We start from the raw sequence: 18411 nt of genomic DNA on the forward strand, positions 1-18411 counted from the left end.
ATGCGATTATCCATTCACAATTTATGCAAATCCTACGGGAAAAAGAAGATACTTGACCAGCTAAACCTAGAACTGGTAGAGCCTGGAATCTGGGCCTTGATTGGACCAAACGGTTCTGGAAAGACAACCCTCCTAGACTGCATTGCTAACCTGCAAACCGTTGATTCGGGAGAGATTTCTATAAACGGCAAAAAGCATGATAATCCAAATGTCTACCAAACCTTTGCCTACCTGCAGGACAACCGTGTCCTCTACCCTGAATTGACTGGGCTGGAGCATTTGCGATTGGTCCAGACTATCCAAGGTTTACCAAAAGAGCGGATTGAGGAAGTCATCCAAGAAATCGGCATCCGTGATTATGTGAAGATCCCTGTCAAAAATTATTCCCTGGGAATGAAACAACATCTCCTGCTGGCAATCGGTATTATGAACAAGCCCCAGGTCATGCTCTTGGATGAACCCTTGAACGGCTTGGACCCGACCAGCTACATCCAGACCAGAAAATTGCTCCAGAAACTAGCCCAAAATGGTTCAACCATTATCGTGTCTTCCCACCAATTAAACGAGGTGGACCAGCTAACCGACCAGTTGCTCTTTCTCAAACAGGGAAAAATCATTGAGTGGAAACTGGAACAGGTTGGGCGACAATATGCCATTCAGACTAGTGACAATCAGGCAGTTTATCAGAAACTTGTGCAAGTGAAGGGACTGACTTTGGCCAATGATAGCATTCAGGTAGACACCAGTGTTCACAGTCTGCATTTCTATCTAGACCAGCTCATGACTTGTCAGGTAGAAATTTTGGATATTAGCATTCAGGAGCACCAGTCCGAAGAAATCTATAAAGAACTATTTGAATAGGGAGGCTTGACCATGAATCTACTGCTCCTTTTCATTCTACGACTGAAACGAAATGCTATTTTTCTAGCCCTCATGACTGCTGTGGCTCTTATCCCACTTGCTCTGGCCTATCGGAATGTCCTAGAGGCCGAAAACCTGCGATTTGAGGACCGAACCCGCATCATACAAGTCAAAAAAGAAGCGGAATCCTTCTTATATACTGATAATAATGAAGCTCTAGCCTTAGACCAGGAAAGCATGGATTATTATAAAAAACTCTTGGAACTGACGACCACCTACTTAGAAAAGGAACATATCCAAGGAAAAAGTCAGGAGGTCTTGGAAACGGAGTTAGAACTCTACCAGACCATGCAAAACTGGGAGGCAAAGGGGCACAATATCAATCATTTTACAAACAGCGAACTGGCAGAACGTATCACAGTCTATAAAAAAGTTCTAGAGCAAACTCTTTCCTTTCACTACCCTACTGCTCCCAAGGATGTTTATCTGACCTTGTTACAAGTTCTTCCAGCTAGTAACTATATGATTCCTCTCGTCATCTGCTGTCTCTTAGTCTGGCTCCTGCTGACCGACCTTTCCAAACATCGTGGTCTCCTCTTTATCAACGGACTATCCCCTGATCAATATGCCACTAGCCTGACCCAACTTGCTCTTCTCCTCCAAGTTGCTATCTATGCCCTCATGCTTTTCATGCTCCTTCTATTGGCACATCAGTTCCAATTTACCTTCCAAGAACATTATCCCATTCTGATTGGCACAAATCCTCAGTCTACCATAACAGTAGGGAAGCAGTTGCAGAAACTCCTACTAGAAATGGCTGGTGTGACCGTTTTCTATCTGGCTGTTATCCGATTAGCAACTGCTAAAATCCTACAGAGATATAAGCGAAAATAGGCCGAAAGCAAGCCAGTCACTAGACTTAAAACTGAACATATGTTGCAATGCCTTTCTTATGCAAACGTTAGCATAAGAAAGGCATGAAAAAGTGAAAAAATTATCCCTATCTTCATTTACTTGGAGTGCAATCTATCTGACTCTGTCTTGGTTGATTTTCTTCTTCCAAGTACCATTTTTTTAACAAGCTAATTCAAGGCCTCTTCCAATTTGACCTGGAAAACATCAGCAATCTAATCCAAGACCAGCTGATACAGGGCTGGGTACGTCGGGCAATTATCCCCCTTATTGTCATGGTCCTCATCTGCCTAGTAGAAATCATTCTCTTCTATGTCCTAACTGGCAAGCTCATCAAGGCCTTCAAACTCATGGATGGCAAGGTTAACAAGCTTCTTATTTGGAGCTACCGCCTCTTGTTCTGGGGCTCAATCGGCTTGATTGTCTTTGGTTTGGTGACTAGTCTCTCGACTGGACTGGACTTATGGAAAACTGTCCAAGTCATACAAGAACTGGATGTTCAGGCGATTGGGACGGATATTCAATCCATCGTAGCTGAAACTCCTCTGACAAAAATCGGTAATGTGCAAGCCTTGTTTGACAGCATTCAAGACTATATTCGTGATAAGAGCATCCTTTTGGCAACCAAGGAATCACTGGTGCTTCAAGTCTCAAAACTACATACACTTGTCAGTGTCCGGTCAACTGCCTATCCAATCCTGCTTGCCCTGCTCAGCTATTTCCACATAAAAGACTGGTGGACCAAGCGGACGCCAGGCAAACCAATCATCAAAATCAGCCTGACCATTGAGCGTCAGTAAGCAGAAATCCCACTTCGATTGGAGTGGGATTTTGTTATTCTGCCGAATGACCAATGTTAAAACCAACAAAACCAAGCATCGTCAGACTAGTCACGATCAAGCTGGTCACAATCAACCAACTCCATGACTGAGTAAAGACTAACAGACTAATTCCAAAGCCGATACTGATGAGTAGGAGCTGGGTAATATGAAACTGCTTGGTTAGAATTCTGCCTTGCTTGTTGTAGGCATTGTGCTGAAGAAGTCCGAGCATAAAGAGGACTAGACCACCGTAAAAATAAAAGACGGTGTATTGGGCATTCATGTCACCATTTCCCAAAAATGAGAGGGCTATGGTTATCAAGCTGAGCCCAAAGAGTATGGGGTAGTGACTATAAATGGCACGAATCCCAGTTTCTTCCCGTTCTACATCAAGCAGGTGGTCCACTTCTACAATATAGACCATGAAAAGATTTGTCAGAGTAATGAAAATCGCAATGGATTCCCAAGAAAAATTCTCTGGACTGAAATGCTCTGAAATTCCAATCAAAGACTCGCCAAAAGTAATAATCACTAAGAGCGACAAGCGCTCCATCAAGTGTGGAAAATTTACTGGATTCAAGTCAGCCGAAACAAAGCCACGGTTGGGATCGCTGAGCAATCCAGGTAGCAACCAGGTCGAGAGAATACCGACCAAGGCAATCCACATACCTATCTCATACGGGAAAAATAAGGAAAGAAAGAGCATGACAGACCGCAAACCTAGGATATAGAAAAACTGCTTCATCAAACTCCGATCCGCATCGTTTGAAGTCTGGAGATATTCTAAGACGTACTGGACCAGAAGTAGCAAGGAAATAATGGCCATGGGTAGAAAAATCCATACAAAACTAGTCTGCCAATCTCCTGCAACTGCACTTGATGCCACCAAAAGACAAATCATCTGTAAAAACATAAAAATGATATTTCTCAAGCTGTTACTTCCAAAACGGTTTGTAAAGACTGTCTGCACCATCCAGGAATTAACAAAAATAATCAGGCCAACTGAGAAGTTAAAAAGGGACTGGAGACTGACGACTCCGTGATGGGCATGGTGAATGATTGAAGTCAGCTGACTGATGGTATAAACATAGACTAAGTCATAAAATAATTCGGTCAACTCGACCTTTTTATGCTTGATAAAGGGCATAGAATCTCCTGTTAAAACTTTTTCATTTCACCAGTATAGCACAGAAAGTTAGAGGATACAAATTAGCTAGAAAAAGCCAACTGCCCTTTCGAGATGGCGATACTGTTTTCTAAGTCCTGTAAGATTTTTTCTTCCACCATATCCTGTGTTTCTGAAATATAGCGTTGAAAATGCGGAGTCAATCGGTGGTCTTCGTAGGCTTTCGCACTCACATACACTTCGTAGAAATAATAACGATTTGATTGCTGGCTGTCCTTGGCGGCATACATGGCTAAAACACCCGATTCTTCTTTTATAGAAGTTTGCATATTCCGCAGGACACTTTTTTCATAGGCTTTTTCACTCCCCGCTTCCACTTGAAGCTGGGCAAATTTTAGGAAATGGTCTTCTGCTTCCAACCAGATACCCGACGGCAGTTTTTCCTCCAAAAACAAGGCTTCTACTTCAAAGACTTCCCGCTTGGTGAGTTGGGCCCCCACCTGCTCTACATAGGCTCTAAAGTGCGGAGAATTCCGATGCATTTGGTAGGCCTCTTCATCTGCATAGACCTCAAAAACTTTGTACTCCAACGAATTTCCCTTTAAAGAACTGGCGTACATGGCAAGAGTACCTGCTTCCTCTTCATAAGAGGTCTGGAAATTCTTCACACCAACTTGAAAAAAACTATCACGATTTTTCTCATCAATTCCCAGATGAAATAAATGAACAACTGGCTTACTCATCTATTTTGCCTCCTTCAGTAATAGTTTGATATTTTCAGAGTAAATGGCCTGCTTGTCCTCTTGAGATAAGGGCAGAGAGTCAATAGCTTCTGAGATGACCTGCGTAGCCCCTGCAGGTGCAATACCCAAAGGAGCATCTGTTCCAAAGAGAACACGGTCTAAACCGAAATAATCGATGGTTAATTCTAGAGCTTTTGGATTACCTAAGATAGCGGTATCCACATAGAATTTGCGGAAGTCCTCCACCTGTTTTTCCGGCAAAATGTACTGAATCCGTCCGCTAAAGAAAGGCGCTAAGGCTCCTGCATGATGAATAATGATTTTCAGATTAGGATAATCTTGGAAGATACCAGCCTGAACCAATTGCAGCATGGCCTGACTCTGCTCGTATTCCCATGAAAAAACAATGTTGTTATCTGGTTTGCGATTATCAAATACAGGGTGCAACCAGATAGGAATATCTAATTCTTCACATTTAGCGAAGATTGGTCTAAAGCTCTGGTCTGCAATGGACAGGCCAAGGTGTCTTGAAAACAGCTGTACACCAACAATTTCAGGATTTTTAGCGACAAAGTCTTCCAAAATTTCCAGACTTCCCTCAATATTGTTCAGGACCAGCATGGCCACACCAGCAAAAAATTGATTTGGATAGGCCTGAACAGTTTCCAAGAGTTCTTGATTGGCTTCTTGGACTAAAACCAGGGCTGGATCAGCTTCCAGATAATCTTCTGGATTGACATTGACAAATGAAATAATCTGTTTGACAGCTGGATCTTGCAGAGCCTGCCTTTTTTCCATATCTTGTAGGATAGGATTCTGTAAAAAAGGCATTTTTTGAGGCAAGGCTGGATCAAGGGCCGACATTTTTTGGTAAAACTGGGGCAACAATACATGGGCAAATACATCTATTTTCATACATCTATCTCCTTCCAACTGTCCTTTTCATCGGATAAAATCGCATAGTCTTCAAAGTAGGAAAGGTCTTGTTCAATCTCACCTGATTCATATAAGGCTATTTTTTTCTCCAAGCGGTCAATGGAGCGTTGGAGGTTGGCCTGCTTTTGATAGAGAGTTGTCAACTGCTCCCGCAACAAGTTTTCCCGTTCCTTAACGGTACTATTTCCCTCCTTCAACAAGGAAGCATACTCTGTCAGCGTTTCAATACTGACACCTGAGTGACGCAAACAGATAATCATCTCCAGCCAAGCCAGGATTTCCTTTGTAAAATAGCGATGTCCATTGCTTGCTCTTGGAACATCTGGCAGTAAGCCAATTCGTTCATAATAACGCAGAGTATTACTATTGATCTGGTATCTTTGACTGACTTCCGCAATCGTGTAGCCGAGTTTGTCCATGGTCTGCACCTCCTGTATGCCATTATAACACTTGTAGTTCACTATAAGTCAATATAAAAAACAAAAAACGATGCCTGTTCAGACACCGTTATATATTCTTTTACTTGACAGCCTCCAAAGCTGCTTCATAATCTGGATGTTCGTTGACATTGTCTAGGTATTCCACGTAGAACTGGATGAATTTGAACAAATGCAATCAAATACTACCTACTTAGACATATAGTATCTGTTGCAATAGACTGTAAATTTTTGTCATGTGAAACGATACAAATTATTTTTCCTGATTCTTTTAATTCTAATAGCATCTGCATGAATTCTTTTCTAGATTGCTCATCTAAATTACTAGTTGGCTCATCAAATACAAAAACCTGCTTATTTTTTTGGACCAAGGCTCTCAGTATCAATAATCGTTGTTGCTGACCCAAAGATAAATTTTTCCCTTGAGAATTTACTTGATAATTATGGTATAATCCTAAAAATCTATTGAAAGCAACTTTATTTATATGAGAATTTGTAAATAAATCAAAGTACATATTATGCATCACTGTTCCAGCAAACAATCTATATTCGTTTGAGTAACTACTAACATATTGTGTTATATCTGTATGTTTTAAAGTCCCAAACGTTTTCTCATTTAAACATAATTCACCTGATGTAGGACTTAGAATACCTTATGATGAGTAATCATCTTAATCACCCTTTCTGATGCTAACATCGGCATAGGCATCTATTTTGAGGATACTTGCCTTATTAGCTCCTTCTTCAGGAACTTCTAGTAACTTTGCCCCACTATTCAAATTGACATCATATCCTCCATCGTAACTTCGAGGCAGAGTAATATCTACAGTACCATTCCATGTATCAACATAAACTTCTTTAAATGTAGCACCTTTTGCCAATTCAATTTTTGCTTTTAAACTACTCTTTCCACTTGCGACGGTAACTAACTTAAAACCCTTTTTACCCAATGGTATATAAGCATCATTTGTACCTATATCTGCCTTCTCAAGTGTTGACATTGCTGTTTCAGAAATTTTCCCTGTCAAACTAATCATCGTCACTTCATTGTCAGTCTCCAAAATTTCAAGTTCAAAAGGTTGTTCGCTACCATAGATTTCAATAGTATTAATTTCTTTGCTCGTTACAGTCCAAGACTTAGCAATTTCTACATCTGTTTTGTCACTCTCTAAACTTAGGTAAATCGCAACTCCTAAAAAAGTAATGATTAAAATGAAAAATGGAATTATTTTTTTCATTACAAGTGCCCTCCTTAAACTATTTAAACTCCCTACTAGAAAAAAGTAAGTACGAACTCAATAAATAGACAACACTAAATATCAATGCAATAAGACTAGACGGAGTAAAAAATTCTGTTTGATTAGTGATTAACTTTACCTGATTAAATAGAAAGAAATGAGAAAAGACATCATTTGCCAAAAGACTTGTTGTAACATACGAAACTAAATTATCAAACATCAAGACAATCATGGTATAAATAAGGTAGGCTTGATAAATCTTATCTACATACTGAAAAATGAACAGACATAGTAGCGAAAAACAGAGATGAAATGGCAACTGTTTAATGAGCAGGTCAAATGATTCACCCACATCTACTTGTCCATTCAAAAAATTTCTACATACAATTACTGTAACAAACAGTAAAAGCGTATATGCAAAACACAGAGACAAGGTTTCAAACAATTTATAAAGGTAGACTGAAAATCGAGAGGAACTTTTTATGATTGCATGGTTAATGGTGCGATTGGTGAACTCTTCTCCCCAGACTAGATTACAGGCACTTGAGAAGAATAGAGGTATAAATCCTGCCACTGATGATAAAATCATCGTAACACCTCCTTGTCCATCAGTCTCTCTCATTAAATAAGCAAAGAGTACTCCTAAAAGAATCACCAGAGAGACTGGAAAAAATAAACTTCTTTCTTTCCAGACCCTATAAAAATCTGCTTTTACCTTATAGAACATGAGAATCCTCCTCTCTTGTAATCAAAGATAGATAATAGGATTCAAAACTCGGTTGAAATTTAATGATTTCCTCGATTTGAATCTCATTTTTCCGTAAACAATCAATAATCCAGCTAGTTGATTTCCCAATTTCTGAAAGCTCTATTCCTTCGTCGGTCACTATCGCCTCAATTCCCTCGGAAAGTAACACTTCAAGTGCTTCAGGCTCCTTATCCACTCTAACAATACGCTTAGTTTGAAGTAAGTTTTGCAAGGCATCTTTTTGTATTATTTGCAACACTTTTCCTTTGCTCATGATGATATACTTGTCAACGACTAAGTCTAATTCAGACAAGATATGGCTTGAAACTAGAATGGTCATACGATATTCATTTTTCAAAAGCAGAAGAATCTCACGAATTTCCTTAATACCCACAGGGTCCAGACCGTTTATTGGCTCATCTAATATGAGTAGTTTGGGCCAATCACAGATCGCCAAGGCTATTGCCAAACGTTGCTTCATTCCAAGAGAAAAATCTTTCACTTTTTTCTTAGAATCTACACCCTCAAGTCCAACCATACGTAATAAATTTTTGACTTTGTCTTTATCCGCTCCGATTCCTAAACCAATCATTTGAACACGAAGATTGTCGCCTGCAGATAAATGGGGATACAGAGCAGGTGACTCTACTATACAGGAAACACCTTGACTCTCTAAACCACTTATTTCTCCAGAATTACTCGAAATCAATCCTGCAAGAATTCGGATTAAGGTAGTCTTGCCAGCACCATTTTCTCCCACTAGACCACAAATTTCTCCATAGTTAATATCAAAACTAATATTATCTAAAACTTTTTGCTTTCCGTAAGTTTTGGATACTGCTGTAACATTTAATAATGTATTTGCCATAGCAACCTCCTAAAAAGAAAAGTCGATAGAAAAGTGACAAACTATCGACCAGTCAAGTTATTAAATTATTTGGTGAACGGAACCATGTAAACTAATCCCAGCAAAGGAAACCGATTCCATACCAATAGTATAGACAAATTTGACCAGCTGTTATTTTTGTTTTTTCTCTCATTTTCAATTTTCTCATGGCAGGATTTTGTAATCCCTTTCATTTATAGTTTATCATAACTCTTTTATCTTGTCAATTTTAAAAATAAAGAATTCGTATTTTTTAAAATTATATTCAAATATGTATCTCTGGTGGTATAATTAAAAGAATTTTGCAAATTAAAAACGCAGAAATCATGTGAGCAAATTGGCTAATTCTCTGCGTTTAAATATATACTTATCTACTATCAACTCTTGCCAATCTTCATCATTAGAGTTCCTATATTTTGTCTTCTTCTATATATCGCTCCAGATTCAATTCCATTTGACGGTTAGCATCCAATTTATATAAAAAATATGCCTGACGAAAATGTTGTTTCGCACTCTCTGTATTTCCAAGTTCTTCATGGACATTACCTAGTAAACAAAATAAATCGGGTAAGGAATAATAGCTTCTGTGTGACCTACAAAATTCGATGGCCTTTGTGATGCTAGCTATAGCTTGGATGTAATCCTTCTTTAGCCACAGGTAACGTGAAATGTTATATTGAAGTTTAATTTTTAATTCCAATTCTTCAATCATGCTAGGTTGAAAATTATCCGTTTTTTCTGTCAGTCTTTCAAATTGTACATCAAATAATTCTTCATCATTAACATCAAAATAAAAATTTAGGAGTGTATTTGATACTTGTAAAAAAAATAAATTAGAACTCTCCAATTGTTCAAGTAGATATTCCATTTTGGATATAGCTTCCTTCTTTTTATCATAAAAATAAAAATCGACTAATCCACCTACCCACTCTAAGTATAATTGATTTGCTACCGATAAACGATGTTTATTATTAGACTCCAATTCATAAACATATCTTAGTCCTTGGTAGTCTCTATGGACTAAGAAATTTCGTACAACAGTTTTGAATTCTACTAACTCCTCTTCCTGCTCAGAAACAGTGTCTTCAAAAAAGTAATTCATCGAAACATTTAGTTTTTTTGATAATTCAAAAAGCAATTCAGAACCAGGAGTATAAGCGCCACTCTCAATTCTACTAATTTGACCTTGTTTACATACACCTTCTGCCAATTCTTTCTGAGATAATTTCATCTCTTTTCTTTTTTGTTTTAACCTAGAGCCTAGTTGTATTCTCATTGTTGTTACCTCACTCGTATTATACAACTATTCTAGCACTTATGAATTTTAAAGACAATAAAAATATCCATTTGCATATTATTTATAAAATCTATATTAGAATATGTATGTTATCTCTTCGTTTCATACTAAATCATGAACATCCCCTCTTTTCACACTGTATCTTCACAATAAATTTCTAGCAGGATAAATTAAACGTTAAAAAAACGATACCTTTTCAGGCACCGTTCTATCTTTATTTAACAGCCTCTAAAGCCGCATCATAGTCGGGATGTTCGTTGACATTGTCCAAGTATTCTACGTAAGTGATTTCATTGTCGGCATTAAGGACAAAGACCGCACGCGCCAGCAAATTCCACTCTCGCATGAGCACACCGTAGGATTTACCAAAGGCATGGTCATAGTAATCAGACAGGGTGATGGCATCCTCCAAACCTGCAGCTCCGCACCAGCGTTTTTGGGCAAAAGGCAGGTCTGCTGAAATGGTCACGACAACCGTATTGTCACGGTCAGCCAGTTCCTGATTGAAGCGACGGGTCTGGGTATCGCAAATCCCTGTGTCAATAGAAGGCACCACACTGATGACCTTAGTCTGCTTGCCAAAGTCCTTCAAGCTTTTCAGGCTCAAGTCATTGGCCATGAGGACAAAATCAGGGGCGGTATCTCCCACCTGCAATCGTGGACCTACCAAAGTCACCGGTTTTCCAATAAAGGTTGTCATAAACATCTCCCTTGCACTTAATATATCTATTGTAAGCGTTTATAAGCAAAAATACCAGTTTTTTGACTGGTATTTATATTTTCAGGCTCTTTTCATCTTCCAAGCGTCTTCATACCAACCAATCAAACATGTGGTCATTCGTCGCGAAGGAGGCTCCGTTCTGACAATGCTAAGAGGAGGCACTTTCTCTATTAAACACAACAAGTCGCTTATTCAGACTAGGTAATTGATTGAAAAAATTTATCCCTCTTTGGCCAATCACAATGTAAACGCTTAATAACAAAGTATATTGGGCGGTTCTTTGTACATTCAATTTGTATACTCAAAAAGCTCTATTACCTCTGCGATGGGAGTACCTATAACAGAAATTATAGAGCCAGAAATATAGGGATAAAATTACGCATTTAAAAAATTAAATTCACTCTTTATTTAAAAGTCTATTATTTTTTAAGATATACCATAACGACAAAAGCGAAATTAGGATTAAACAAACTCTCCCTAGGTAATAGGTAGACTTGACCAAAATATTACTAAGAACCTCTAGAGATAGGAAGGTATATAATACTACTCCAGAAATTACAATTAAGTATTTCAAACTGTGCTCACTAATTACATACTCAACGTTTCTAAAATTTATTTTTAAACTTGAATTGATTTTTTTTATACCATAACTCAATAGAAACATACCTGCAACAATGATACTAACTGATAATATTATATGATTTATAATTGGTTCAGAATAGAATGGATTAATTTCCTTTAATAGATTCTCAAGCATTTTTATTTACCTCCTTAATTTGAATTATTTGATCACAGCTTTTAATCACCTCATCATCATGGGATATTAGCATAACAATACTTCTTTTCTTCAAAAACTTTATGGAATTTAGAAACCAATCCTTTCTAATACTATCTAAATTTGAAGTAGGTTTATCATAGACCAGAACATCTTTTCCAGATATAAAACTAGCAAACTCAATAAACACAAACCAAACAGTTTTTTTAATCCCTTGTGCTTACTCATCTTGTGAAAACCCTTTCTGATTCTTGTCTTCATTCTAGCACACATTTATTTTTCAAGTCAATTACTTTTATGCCGTTTCTTACTTTTTTTTATTCCATTCAGTTATTTTTAGATTGGCTAAATTTGCCATTTTTAACTAAATACTATATAATGGATTCAGAAAAATAAAAGGAAATATTGTCTTTATGAGTATACTCGCTGAAAAATTCAGATTAAAAAGAAAAGAGCTAGGACTATCCCAGCAAACTCTTGCTGAAGGAATTTGTGAACAAAGTCAGATTAGTAAAATTGAAAGGGGCATTTCATCCCTTCCGCAGACCTTTTGTTCAAACTCTCTCAACGACTTAAAGTCCCACTAGATTACTTTTTCAATGAACAAATTGAAGTTAAATCTAACCTGTCCAACTTCAAACACCTATCTTCTCGTCTACTAGACGATAGAAATTATGACGATTTAGAATATCTTTATAAAATAGAGGTTGACCGAAGCACTTTTCTAACACTAGAAGATCGAACTTACCTTGAATGGATTAAAGCTATCATTGACTTCTATCAATATAACCTTCAGTTTGAGGCTATCTCCTACTTGGAAAATATATTATCAAAAGTATCCTCAACTACTTTAATTTACTTAAAGGTATTGAACACACTATCTAATTTCTACTCCCTTGTTGGCCGTGAACAAGAATACGAAGCAAACTACTCTCATTTAATGGAGTTGTATCAGACAAAAAATCTAGATCATCAAGAGTTTTTATTTGGTTACATCAGAGTCCGCCACAACTACGCTCACTATTTAGTATCAAAGGAAAAATATAACGAAGCCATCCAAGAAGCTCTTGAAACAATTGAACTCTGTAAAGAAAGGCAAACAAGCTATCAACTGGCTCCCCTTCTTATTCTCGTCGGAAATGCTGGTGCACAATTTCTAGACAAGGAACAGGTTAAAAATTATTACATAGAAGCGAAAGAACTATGCAAGATTTATAACAATCCTTTAATGCTGATGAAGATAGAAAATTATTTGAAGGAATTGGATAATACTTGATTTGTACTCAAAAATTTAAACTGCCAGACCAAAGAAAAAGTCCATAGAATTAGGTTTCTAAGGACTTTTCTTTGTTTTTAGTATTATAATATAAGGAAATATCCTGTGAGGATTGTCCCATGTTACACAAATAACTAACAGACTATCCATTTTTTGTCAGATATTTCTCTTAAATCTTTTTTCTACATTTTTACCCTTTTCAATCGCAGAGCGTTCAAGACGACTGACACTGAACTGAGGGCCATGGCTGCACCTGCAAACATAGGATTGAGCAGAGGTCCACCAAATACATGTAAAAGTCCCATGGCAATTGGAATGCCAATCACATTGTAGGCAAAGGCCCAGAAGAGATTTTGTTTGATGGTCCGCATGGTTGCCTGGCTGAGTTTAACAGCCTTGACCACATCCAAAATGTCACTATGCATGAGAACAATATCGGCAGACTCAATGGCAATATCAGTCCCAGAACCAATGGCCAGACCCACATGGGCTTGAGCGAGGGCTGGGGCATCGTTGATACCATCACCTACCATGGCGACTGTCTTGCCTTGTTCTTGCAAGAGCTTAACTTGGTTGGCCTTGTCATCTGGCAGGACCTGACTGACCACCTGCTCAATGCCGACTTCCTTGGCAATGGCTTGGGCAGTTTTTTCATTGTCCCCTGTCAGCATGACCACTTCTAATCCCATAGCTTGCAGAGCCTGGACAGCCTGACGGCTGGTCTCTTTTACTTTATCAGCAATGGCAATGACTGCTAGTAATTCTTGCTGGGTTGCTAGGAAAACAGGCGTCTTAGCTTGATGGGCAAATGTTTCCGCAACTGCACATCCTTTGGAAACATCAATTCCCTGTTCCCGTATCAACCGTTCATTTCCCAGATAGATGGTCTGCTCGGCTATTGTCACCGAAAGACCACGGCCTGAAAGCGCCTGAAAATCGGTGGCAGGCAAAAGATCAATCTTTTCAGTCTGAGCAGCTTGCAGGAGGGCCTGAGCCAGAGGATGCTCGGAAAATTGCTCGCTACTTGCGGCCAGCTGGAGAACCTGCTCACGATTTTTCGTAGACACCAGATGAATGTCTGTCACCTGAGGTTTGCCCTCTGTAATGGTCCCAGTCTTGTCAAAGACAATGGTGTTCACACCTTGTAGGGTTTCAATAGCTTGACCAGACTTGAACAAAAGACCATTTTCTGCTCCTTTTCCAGTTCCTACCATGATAGCCGTAGGGGTTGCTAGACCCAGAGCACAAGGGCAGGCGATGACCAAGACGGCAATGATAATACTAAGTGAAAAAATCCAGGATTCTTGCCCCGAGAAGTACCAGGCCAGACCCGACAAGAATGCCAAGCCCATGACAACTGGCACAAAGACGGCAGATACTTGGTCAGCCAATTTGGCAATGGGAGCCTTAGACCCTTGAGCCTCTTCTACCAAGCGAATAATCTGAGCCAGAGTCGTATCACGACCAACCTTGGTAGCCTGCATGGTAATGGCACCTTGCTGGTTAAGGGTACCGCCAAAAACAGTATCGCCTAGAGCCTTCTTCACTGGCAGGCTCTCACCCGTCAACATAGATTCATCGACACGTGTCTGGCCTTCTAGAACTTGACCGTCAACAGGAATCTGCTGACCTGGACGAACAAGGACCTGGTCACCGACTACCACTTCTTCAATCGCCACTTGTATTTCCTGCCCATTTCGTAGGACCTGGGCTGTCTTGGGAGCCAAATCCATCAACTTCTTAATGGCCTCAGAAGTTTGACCTTTGGACCTAGCTTCAAAATATTTTCCAAGGGTAATCAGTGTCAAGATAACGGCGGCTGATTCAAAATACAGTTCTGGATGGTGACCGTGCGTGGCTACTTCTTTCCCCATTAGAAGAAAGACAATCATCAAAAGACCTTGAACCAAGGCTGCTCCAGTCCCAACAGCAATCAAGGAATCCATATTTGGATGGCCTTGCAAGAGAGTTTTAAAGCCTTTTTGGAAAAAACTGCGTCCGATATAGAGGATAGGGATGAGCAAGATGACTTGGCTGATCGCATAGACTAGTGGTTGGTGGAGCAAAGCTGGTAATGGAAGCCCACCCCAAGGCAACATAGGACCCATAGCAATATAGAGCAGTGGAAGAGTAAAGACTGCTGACCAGACAAATCGTTTCCATAGCCTGTCTTCCTTGCTCGGTCCCTTGTCCGCAGCCTCTTCTACTTCTTCTGGTCGAATTAGCTGATAACCTGCTTGCTCAACTGCTCTTTCAAGACTAGCTGGATTCTGCCTATCACGGCTATAACGGATGGTCGCCTTTTCTGTTGCCAGATTGACAGCGACCTCTTCTACACCCTCTAGTTTTCCCAGAGCTTTTTCAACCGTCATGGCACAGGAAGCACAGGTCATGCCTGAAATGTCATAAGACTCGTTCACCAAGTTATCAACTAACTGGTATCCCGCCTTTTCAACTGCCTGACGAATATCCTCTAGTCCCAAAAGCTTTTCATCATAGCTAACACTCAATTTTTCAGTCGCTAGGTTGACACTAGCTTCTTCCATTCCTGCTAATTTGCCAACCGCTTTCTCAACTGTCATAGCACAGGAAGCACAGGTCATACCTTGAATGGGATAGCTTGCTTGTTTCATAGGTTACTCCTTTTCTGACTACATCTGTAAACAAATTATACAATATACGACTACATTTGTAAACAAAATTGTTTCAAAAAAGTAGATTGAAATCAATCCAACCTACTTTTACATATTCATTTATTCTTTACTAGATTTTTTTCGATGAAGAAAAATTGCTGTTAAAATTCCTGCAACACCTAGCGCCACCAACAAGAGGCTGACTTGCTCACCTGTACTAGGAAGACTTGATTTACCTTTTTTATTGGTAGGTGTTACTTTCTTATCTGAAGACACTACTGTTCCGCTTGAGGAGGAAGTATCCGCAGCTCCTCCTGTATCAGAAGCACTTGTAGACTGACTTGTACTGGTTGAAGTTTCGGTACCACTTGATGATGGCTCAGTGCTGGTCGATGGTTCGGTACTAGTGGATGGTTCAGTACTACTTGATGAGTCGGTGCTGCTGGATGACGGAGTTGTTGCTGCTTCAATTTTTGCCATTATTTCAGCTTCAACAGCTTTTAGTTGGGCAAAAATCTCTGCTGAACGAGCCAAGGTTTCCTCGGTTACAGTTGGAGCCAGAGCTACGGCTGCATCTTCTGAAAGTCCAGCATATTGAGCATCAAGAGCTGCCTGCGCAGCAATCCATTCACTTTCAAGAGCAATCCATTTTTCTTGAATTGATGTACCAAATAACTCTGGGTGTGAGATGGCCATCTTATCAATATTTTGTACCGTCCAGTACCATGAATTCGTGTCATAAGAAGCTGAGCGATTTTTAAAGGCTTCATAAGTATCCGTCACAATACCATAGAATGGAACATACGGTGTATTCCTTGTCTGAGCCAAGCCCAACCACACTGTGCCACCGAAGGCTGATGGTAAGCTACTATTGATCTGATAAACATGGGCATCGATGACGTTTTCATTACCAAGAGCGTATTTATAAGTCGCATCTGCCGCTTGGTCATTCGCACCATTATCCCCTTGTTTTACCTTGCCTGCTTCATCGTCTGGACGAAATTCTGGAAGATGTTCAAAACGGTTACGTTGTAAGGCAAAGGTATCTTGTAAACTAAAGCGACGACTTGGATCTGTTGGCTGACGTAGCAAATCATACACAGCATCTTCATAGGTTACAGGCGATGCTGGATCCATCAATTTAATACCTGCATACACACGGGAACGGTCTGCTTCAGCATAAGTTGCAGGACCGTATGATTTAGCGATATGGAACTGCCCATCAACTGTCACATAATTATCCGCTTGTTTGGCTACTTCTTCAACCTTTGCAGAAGCAATCACATTTTCTGTATCGGTAAAATCAACATGACCTAGATAGTAGGTATTGGCAAAAATTGCATACTTGTCTTCAGGGAACTTGATGGCTACGTATTGGTGTCCTGACAAAATTTCCATGTACCAAACTTCATTTTTGTCAGCAATGATAACAATATTTCCTTCAGCAGAGCCTTTTTCATCGATTGTCTTTGCAATCAGCTCAACACCTTCACGCGCACTAGTGACCCTAGGAAGAACATAATCAATCAAAATTGGTTCTCCCAGCCCTCCAGCTTCAACTAGAGGATCAACTGCCAAGACTTTAGCATTTGGAATAGCTGTTACAGTAGCAGTCATGGATACGCCTTTTTCGTTAAAACCGTGCGCCCCATAATTACCATTTGAACCATCCCCACGCGCCGCATCAGGCGTAGAGGTGTACTTGAACTCATTTGCCAAGTGTGGTGCTGTAAAACCAAATGTTTCATCCACCAACATATCTCCCTCAGCATAGGTTGCTGCTGGAACCACAATATAATTTTTATTGTGCGCTCCATTATCTGGTGGATAGGGATAATCTTCCGTTCTACCATAAAGGATAGAACCATCCGTTGTCAACCCTTTCCCAATGATAAAGCCTGAACAGGCTTGAACAAGTTGAGCAGGGAATAGGCAAACCAACATTAGAAATGTGGCTATACGAACAAAAGTCTTTTTCATAGACTTCTCCTTTCATATAATAAAATACCCTTTTGCACATATATTGTAACGCAAAAGCACCTGCCTTGCAAGTGCTTTCAGATATATTTTACACATTTTTTCTAGCCAACATGGTCGCAAATCGCATTTTGAGGAAATTACCATGTTCATCACGCTTATGGAGCTGGCCAAAATCCTCATTGTACTTGACCAATTCCCAGTCACGATAGTATTCCTTCAACTCACCCGCTCCGAAGGTAAAGGAGAAATTCATAGGACAGGGTGCATCTTCCGTATCCATGGCCGCTACAATCAAGTTATAACCACCCGGCCGCGTCTGCTCTTGCATATTGCGGATAATAGCTGGCACCCGCTCCCGCTCCAAGAACATAAAGACCACAGTTGAGATAATCCAATCGTAATCCTGCTCCAGACTGGCTGAGTTGATGTCATAGGTCCCAGCTTGCAAGTCCAAATCCTCCGCTTCCTTGACCTGCAAGAGCGTCTGAATGCTCGGCACGTGCTTGTCAACCGCCGTTACCTCAAATCCCTGCTGGGCTAGATAGAGACTATTGCGACCATGACCGCAACCCAAATCCAAAACCTTACAGGGCTCGATGATTTTCAAGGCCTCCAAGACTTCTGAATGTGTCCGTGTATAGTCATATTTTTTAGTAAAATAATCCTCTGGCTGACAGAAAAATTCCAAGAAAAACTCCGTATCCTCTGTCAACAGGGTCACCCTATGCCAAGCCTGTGGCTCCACAAAAGGAATATCGTCTGTCGGACCATAGACATATTCTCCCAAAATCTCATTATCATCTGAAATGGGCTCAAATTTGAGTTGACCCTTCAAGACCTTGATTTTGGCCCAAGTCCCCACCTTGGTATTGTGCTTGGTCAAAAAATGTTGGGGAACCGTATCCTGATTCCAAATGGGCATCCGTTTGTAAGGAACTAAAACTGTCATTATTTCTCCTTCTAGTCAATAGTAGTTCTAGTCTATCACAAAGGAAATATGAATTCAAACCTATTTTTTACT

The 18411-nt window shown here is 39.8% G+C and carries 16 protein-coding genes and 1 pseudogene; 4 read left to right on the top strand and 13 right to left on the bottom strand.

Annotated features, from left to right (window positions below):
* From P7J58_RS04375 to P7J58_RS04385, 3 genes are all read left to right on the top strand, one after another.
* Entirely contained in the window at positions 1 to 861 is an 861-nt protein-coding gene (locus tag P7J58_RS04375; RefSeq protein ID WP_408572557.1) for an ABC transporter ATP-binding protein, read from the top strand.
* Positions 862 to 873: 12 nt separating this feature from the next.
* Complete coding sequence (locus P7J58_RS04380; RefSeq protein WP_408572558.1) at positions 874 to 1755, top strand: hypothetical protein; 882 nt, start codon at positions 874 to 876, stop codon at positions 1753 to 1755.
* Between the two features lie 293 nt (positions 1756 to 2048).
* Positions 2049 to 2573, top strand: a complete 525-nt coding sequence (locus tag P7J58_RS04385) for a hypothetical protein (protein ID WP_408572559.1) — start codon at positions 2049 to 2051, stop codon at positions 2571 to 2573.
* Between the two features lie 34 nt (positions 2574 to 2607).
* On the opposite strand, the gene P7J58_RS04390 is transcribed toward P7J58_RS04385, so the two are convergent.
* The 10 genes from P7J58_RS04390 to tpx all read right to left on the bottom strand — a co-directional run bounded on the left by P7J58_RS04390 (position 2608) and on the right by tpx (position 10705).
* On the bottom strand, positions 2608 to 3741 hold the full coding sequence (locus tag P7J58_RS04390; RefSeq protein WP_408555755.1) for a low temperature requirement protein A: 1134 nt from the start codon (positions 3739 to 3741) through the stop codon (positions 2608 to 2610).
* 62 nt (positions 3742 to 3803) lie between these two features.
* On the bottom strand, positions 3804 to 4463 hold the full coding sequence (locus tag P7J58_RS04395; protein ID WP_408555756.1) for a putative quinol monooxygenase: 660 nt from the start codon (positions 4461 to 4463) through the stop codon (positions 3804 to 3806).
* The gene (locus P7J58_RS04400) at positions 4464 to 5378 is read right to left on the bottom strand and encodes an amidohydrolase family protein (RefSeq protein WP_408555757.1); all 915 of its coding nucleotides are present in this window, start codon (positions 5376 to 5378) and stop codon (positions 4464 to 4466) included. It abuts the gene before it with no gap.
* Positions 5375 to 5818, bottom strand: a complete 444-nt coding sequence (locus tag P7J58_RS04405) for a MerR family transcriptional regulator (RefSeq protein WP_044758488.1) — start codon at positions 5816 to 5818, stop codon at positions 5375 to 5377. The genes P7J58_RS04400 and P7J58_RS04405 overlap by 4 nt, the downstream gene beginning before the upstream one ends.
* Positions 5819 to 6021: 203 nt before the next feature.
* A complete protein-coding gene (locus P7J58_RS04410) occupies positions 6022 to 6486 on the bottom strand; it encodes an ATP-binding cassette domain-containing protein (RefSeq protein ID WP_408555785.1) in 465 nt (154 codons plus the stop codon).
* 21 nt (positions 6487 to 6507) lie between these two features.
* Entirely contained in the window at positions 6508 to 7074 is a 567-nt protein-coding gene (locus P7J58_RS04415) for a hypothetical protein (protein ID WP_408555758.1), read from the bottom strand.
* A gap of 19 nt (positions 7075 to 7093) precedes the next feature.
* Entirely contained in the window at positions 7094 to 7801 is a 708-nt protein-coding gene (locus P7J58_RS04420; protein WP_408555759.1) for an ABC transporter permease, read from the bottom strand.
* Complete coding sequence (locus P7J58_RS04425; RefSeq protein ID WP_408555760.1) at positions 7791 to 8690, bottom strand: ATP-binding cassette domain-containing protein; 900 nt, start codon at positions 8688 to 8690, stop codon at positions 7791 to 7793. Before P7J58_RS04425 ends, P7J58_RS04420 begins: the two co-directional genes overlap by 11 nt.
* A gap of 427 nt (positions 8691 to 9117) precedes the next feature.
* The gene (locus tag P7J58_RS04430; RefSeq protein ID WP_408555761.1) at positions 9118 to 9984 is read right to left on the bottom strand and encodes a helix-turn-helix domain-containing protein; all 867 of its coding nucleotides are present in this window, start codon (positions 9982 to 9984) and stop codon (positions 9118 to 9120) included.
* A 235-nt stretch (positions 9985 to 10219) separates the two neighbouring features.
* Positions 10220 to 10705: a thiol peroxidase gene (gene tpx / locus P7J58_RS04435; RefSeq protein ID WP_408555762.1), complete on the bottom strand. Its 486-nt coding sequence runs from the start codon at positions 10703 to 10705 to the stop codon at positions 10220 to 10222.
* Between the two features lie 1209 nt (positions 10706 to 11914).
* On the opposite strand from tpx, the pseudogene P7J58_RS04440 reads away from it, so the two are divergent.
* Positions 11915 to 12777, top strand: a pseudogene (locus P7J58_RS04440) (helix-turn-helix domain-containing protein).
* Positions 12778 to 12959: 182 nt separating this feature from the next.
* Here P7J58_RS04440 and P7J58_RS04445 read toward each other — a convergent pair.
* The 3 genes from P7J58_RS04445 to tehB form a co-directional block, all read right to left on the bottom strand.
* Positions 12960 to 15410 (bottom strand): heavy metal translocating P-type ATPase, encoded by a 2451-nt coding sequence (locus P7J58_RS04445; RefSeq protein ID WP_408572560.1) that lies wholly within the window; start codon positions 15408 to 15410, stop codon positions 12960 to 12962.
* A 120-nt stretch (positions 15411 to 15530) separates the two neighbouring features.
* Positions 15531 to 17390 (bottom strand): C69 family dipeptidase, encoded by a 1860-nt coding sequence (locus P7J58_RS04450; protein ID WP_408555764.1) that lies wholly within the window; start codon positions 17388 to 17390, stop codon positions 15531 to 15533.
* A gap of 88 nt (positions 17391 to 17478) precedes the next feature.
* Complete coding sequence (gene tehB, locus P7J58_RS04455; RefSeq protein ID WP_408555765.1) at positions 17479 to 18339, bottom strand: SAM-dependent methyltransferase TehB; 861 nt, start codon at positions 18337 to 18339, stop codon at positions 17479 to 17481.
* Positions 18340 to 18411 lie beyond the last annotated feature (72 nt).

The sequence above is a fragment of the Streptococcus suis genome (genome assembly GCF_046032535.1).
GTDB lineage: Bacteria > Bacillota > Bacilli > Lactobacillales > Streptococcaceae > Streptococcus > Streptococcus suis_AK.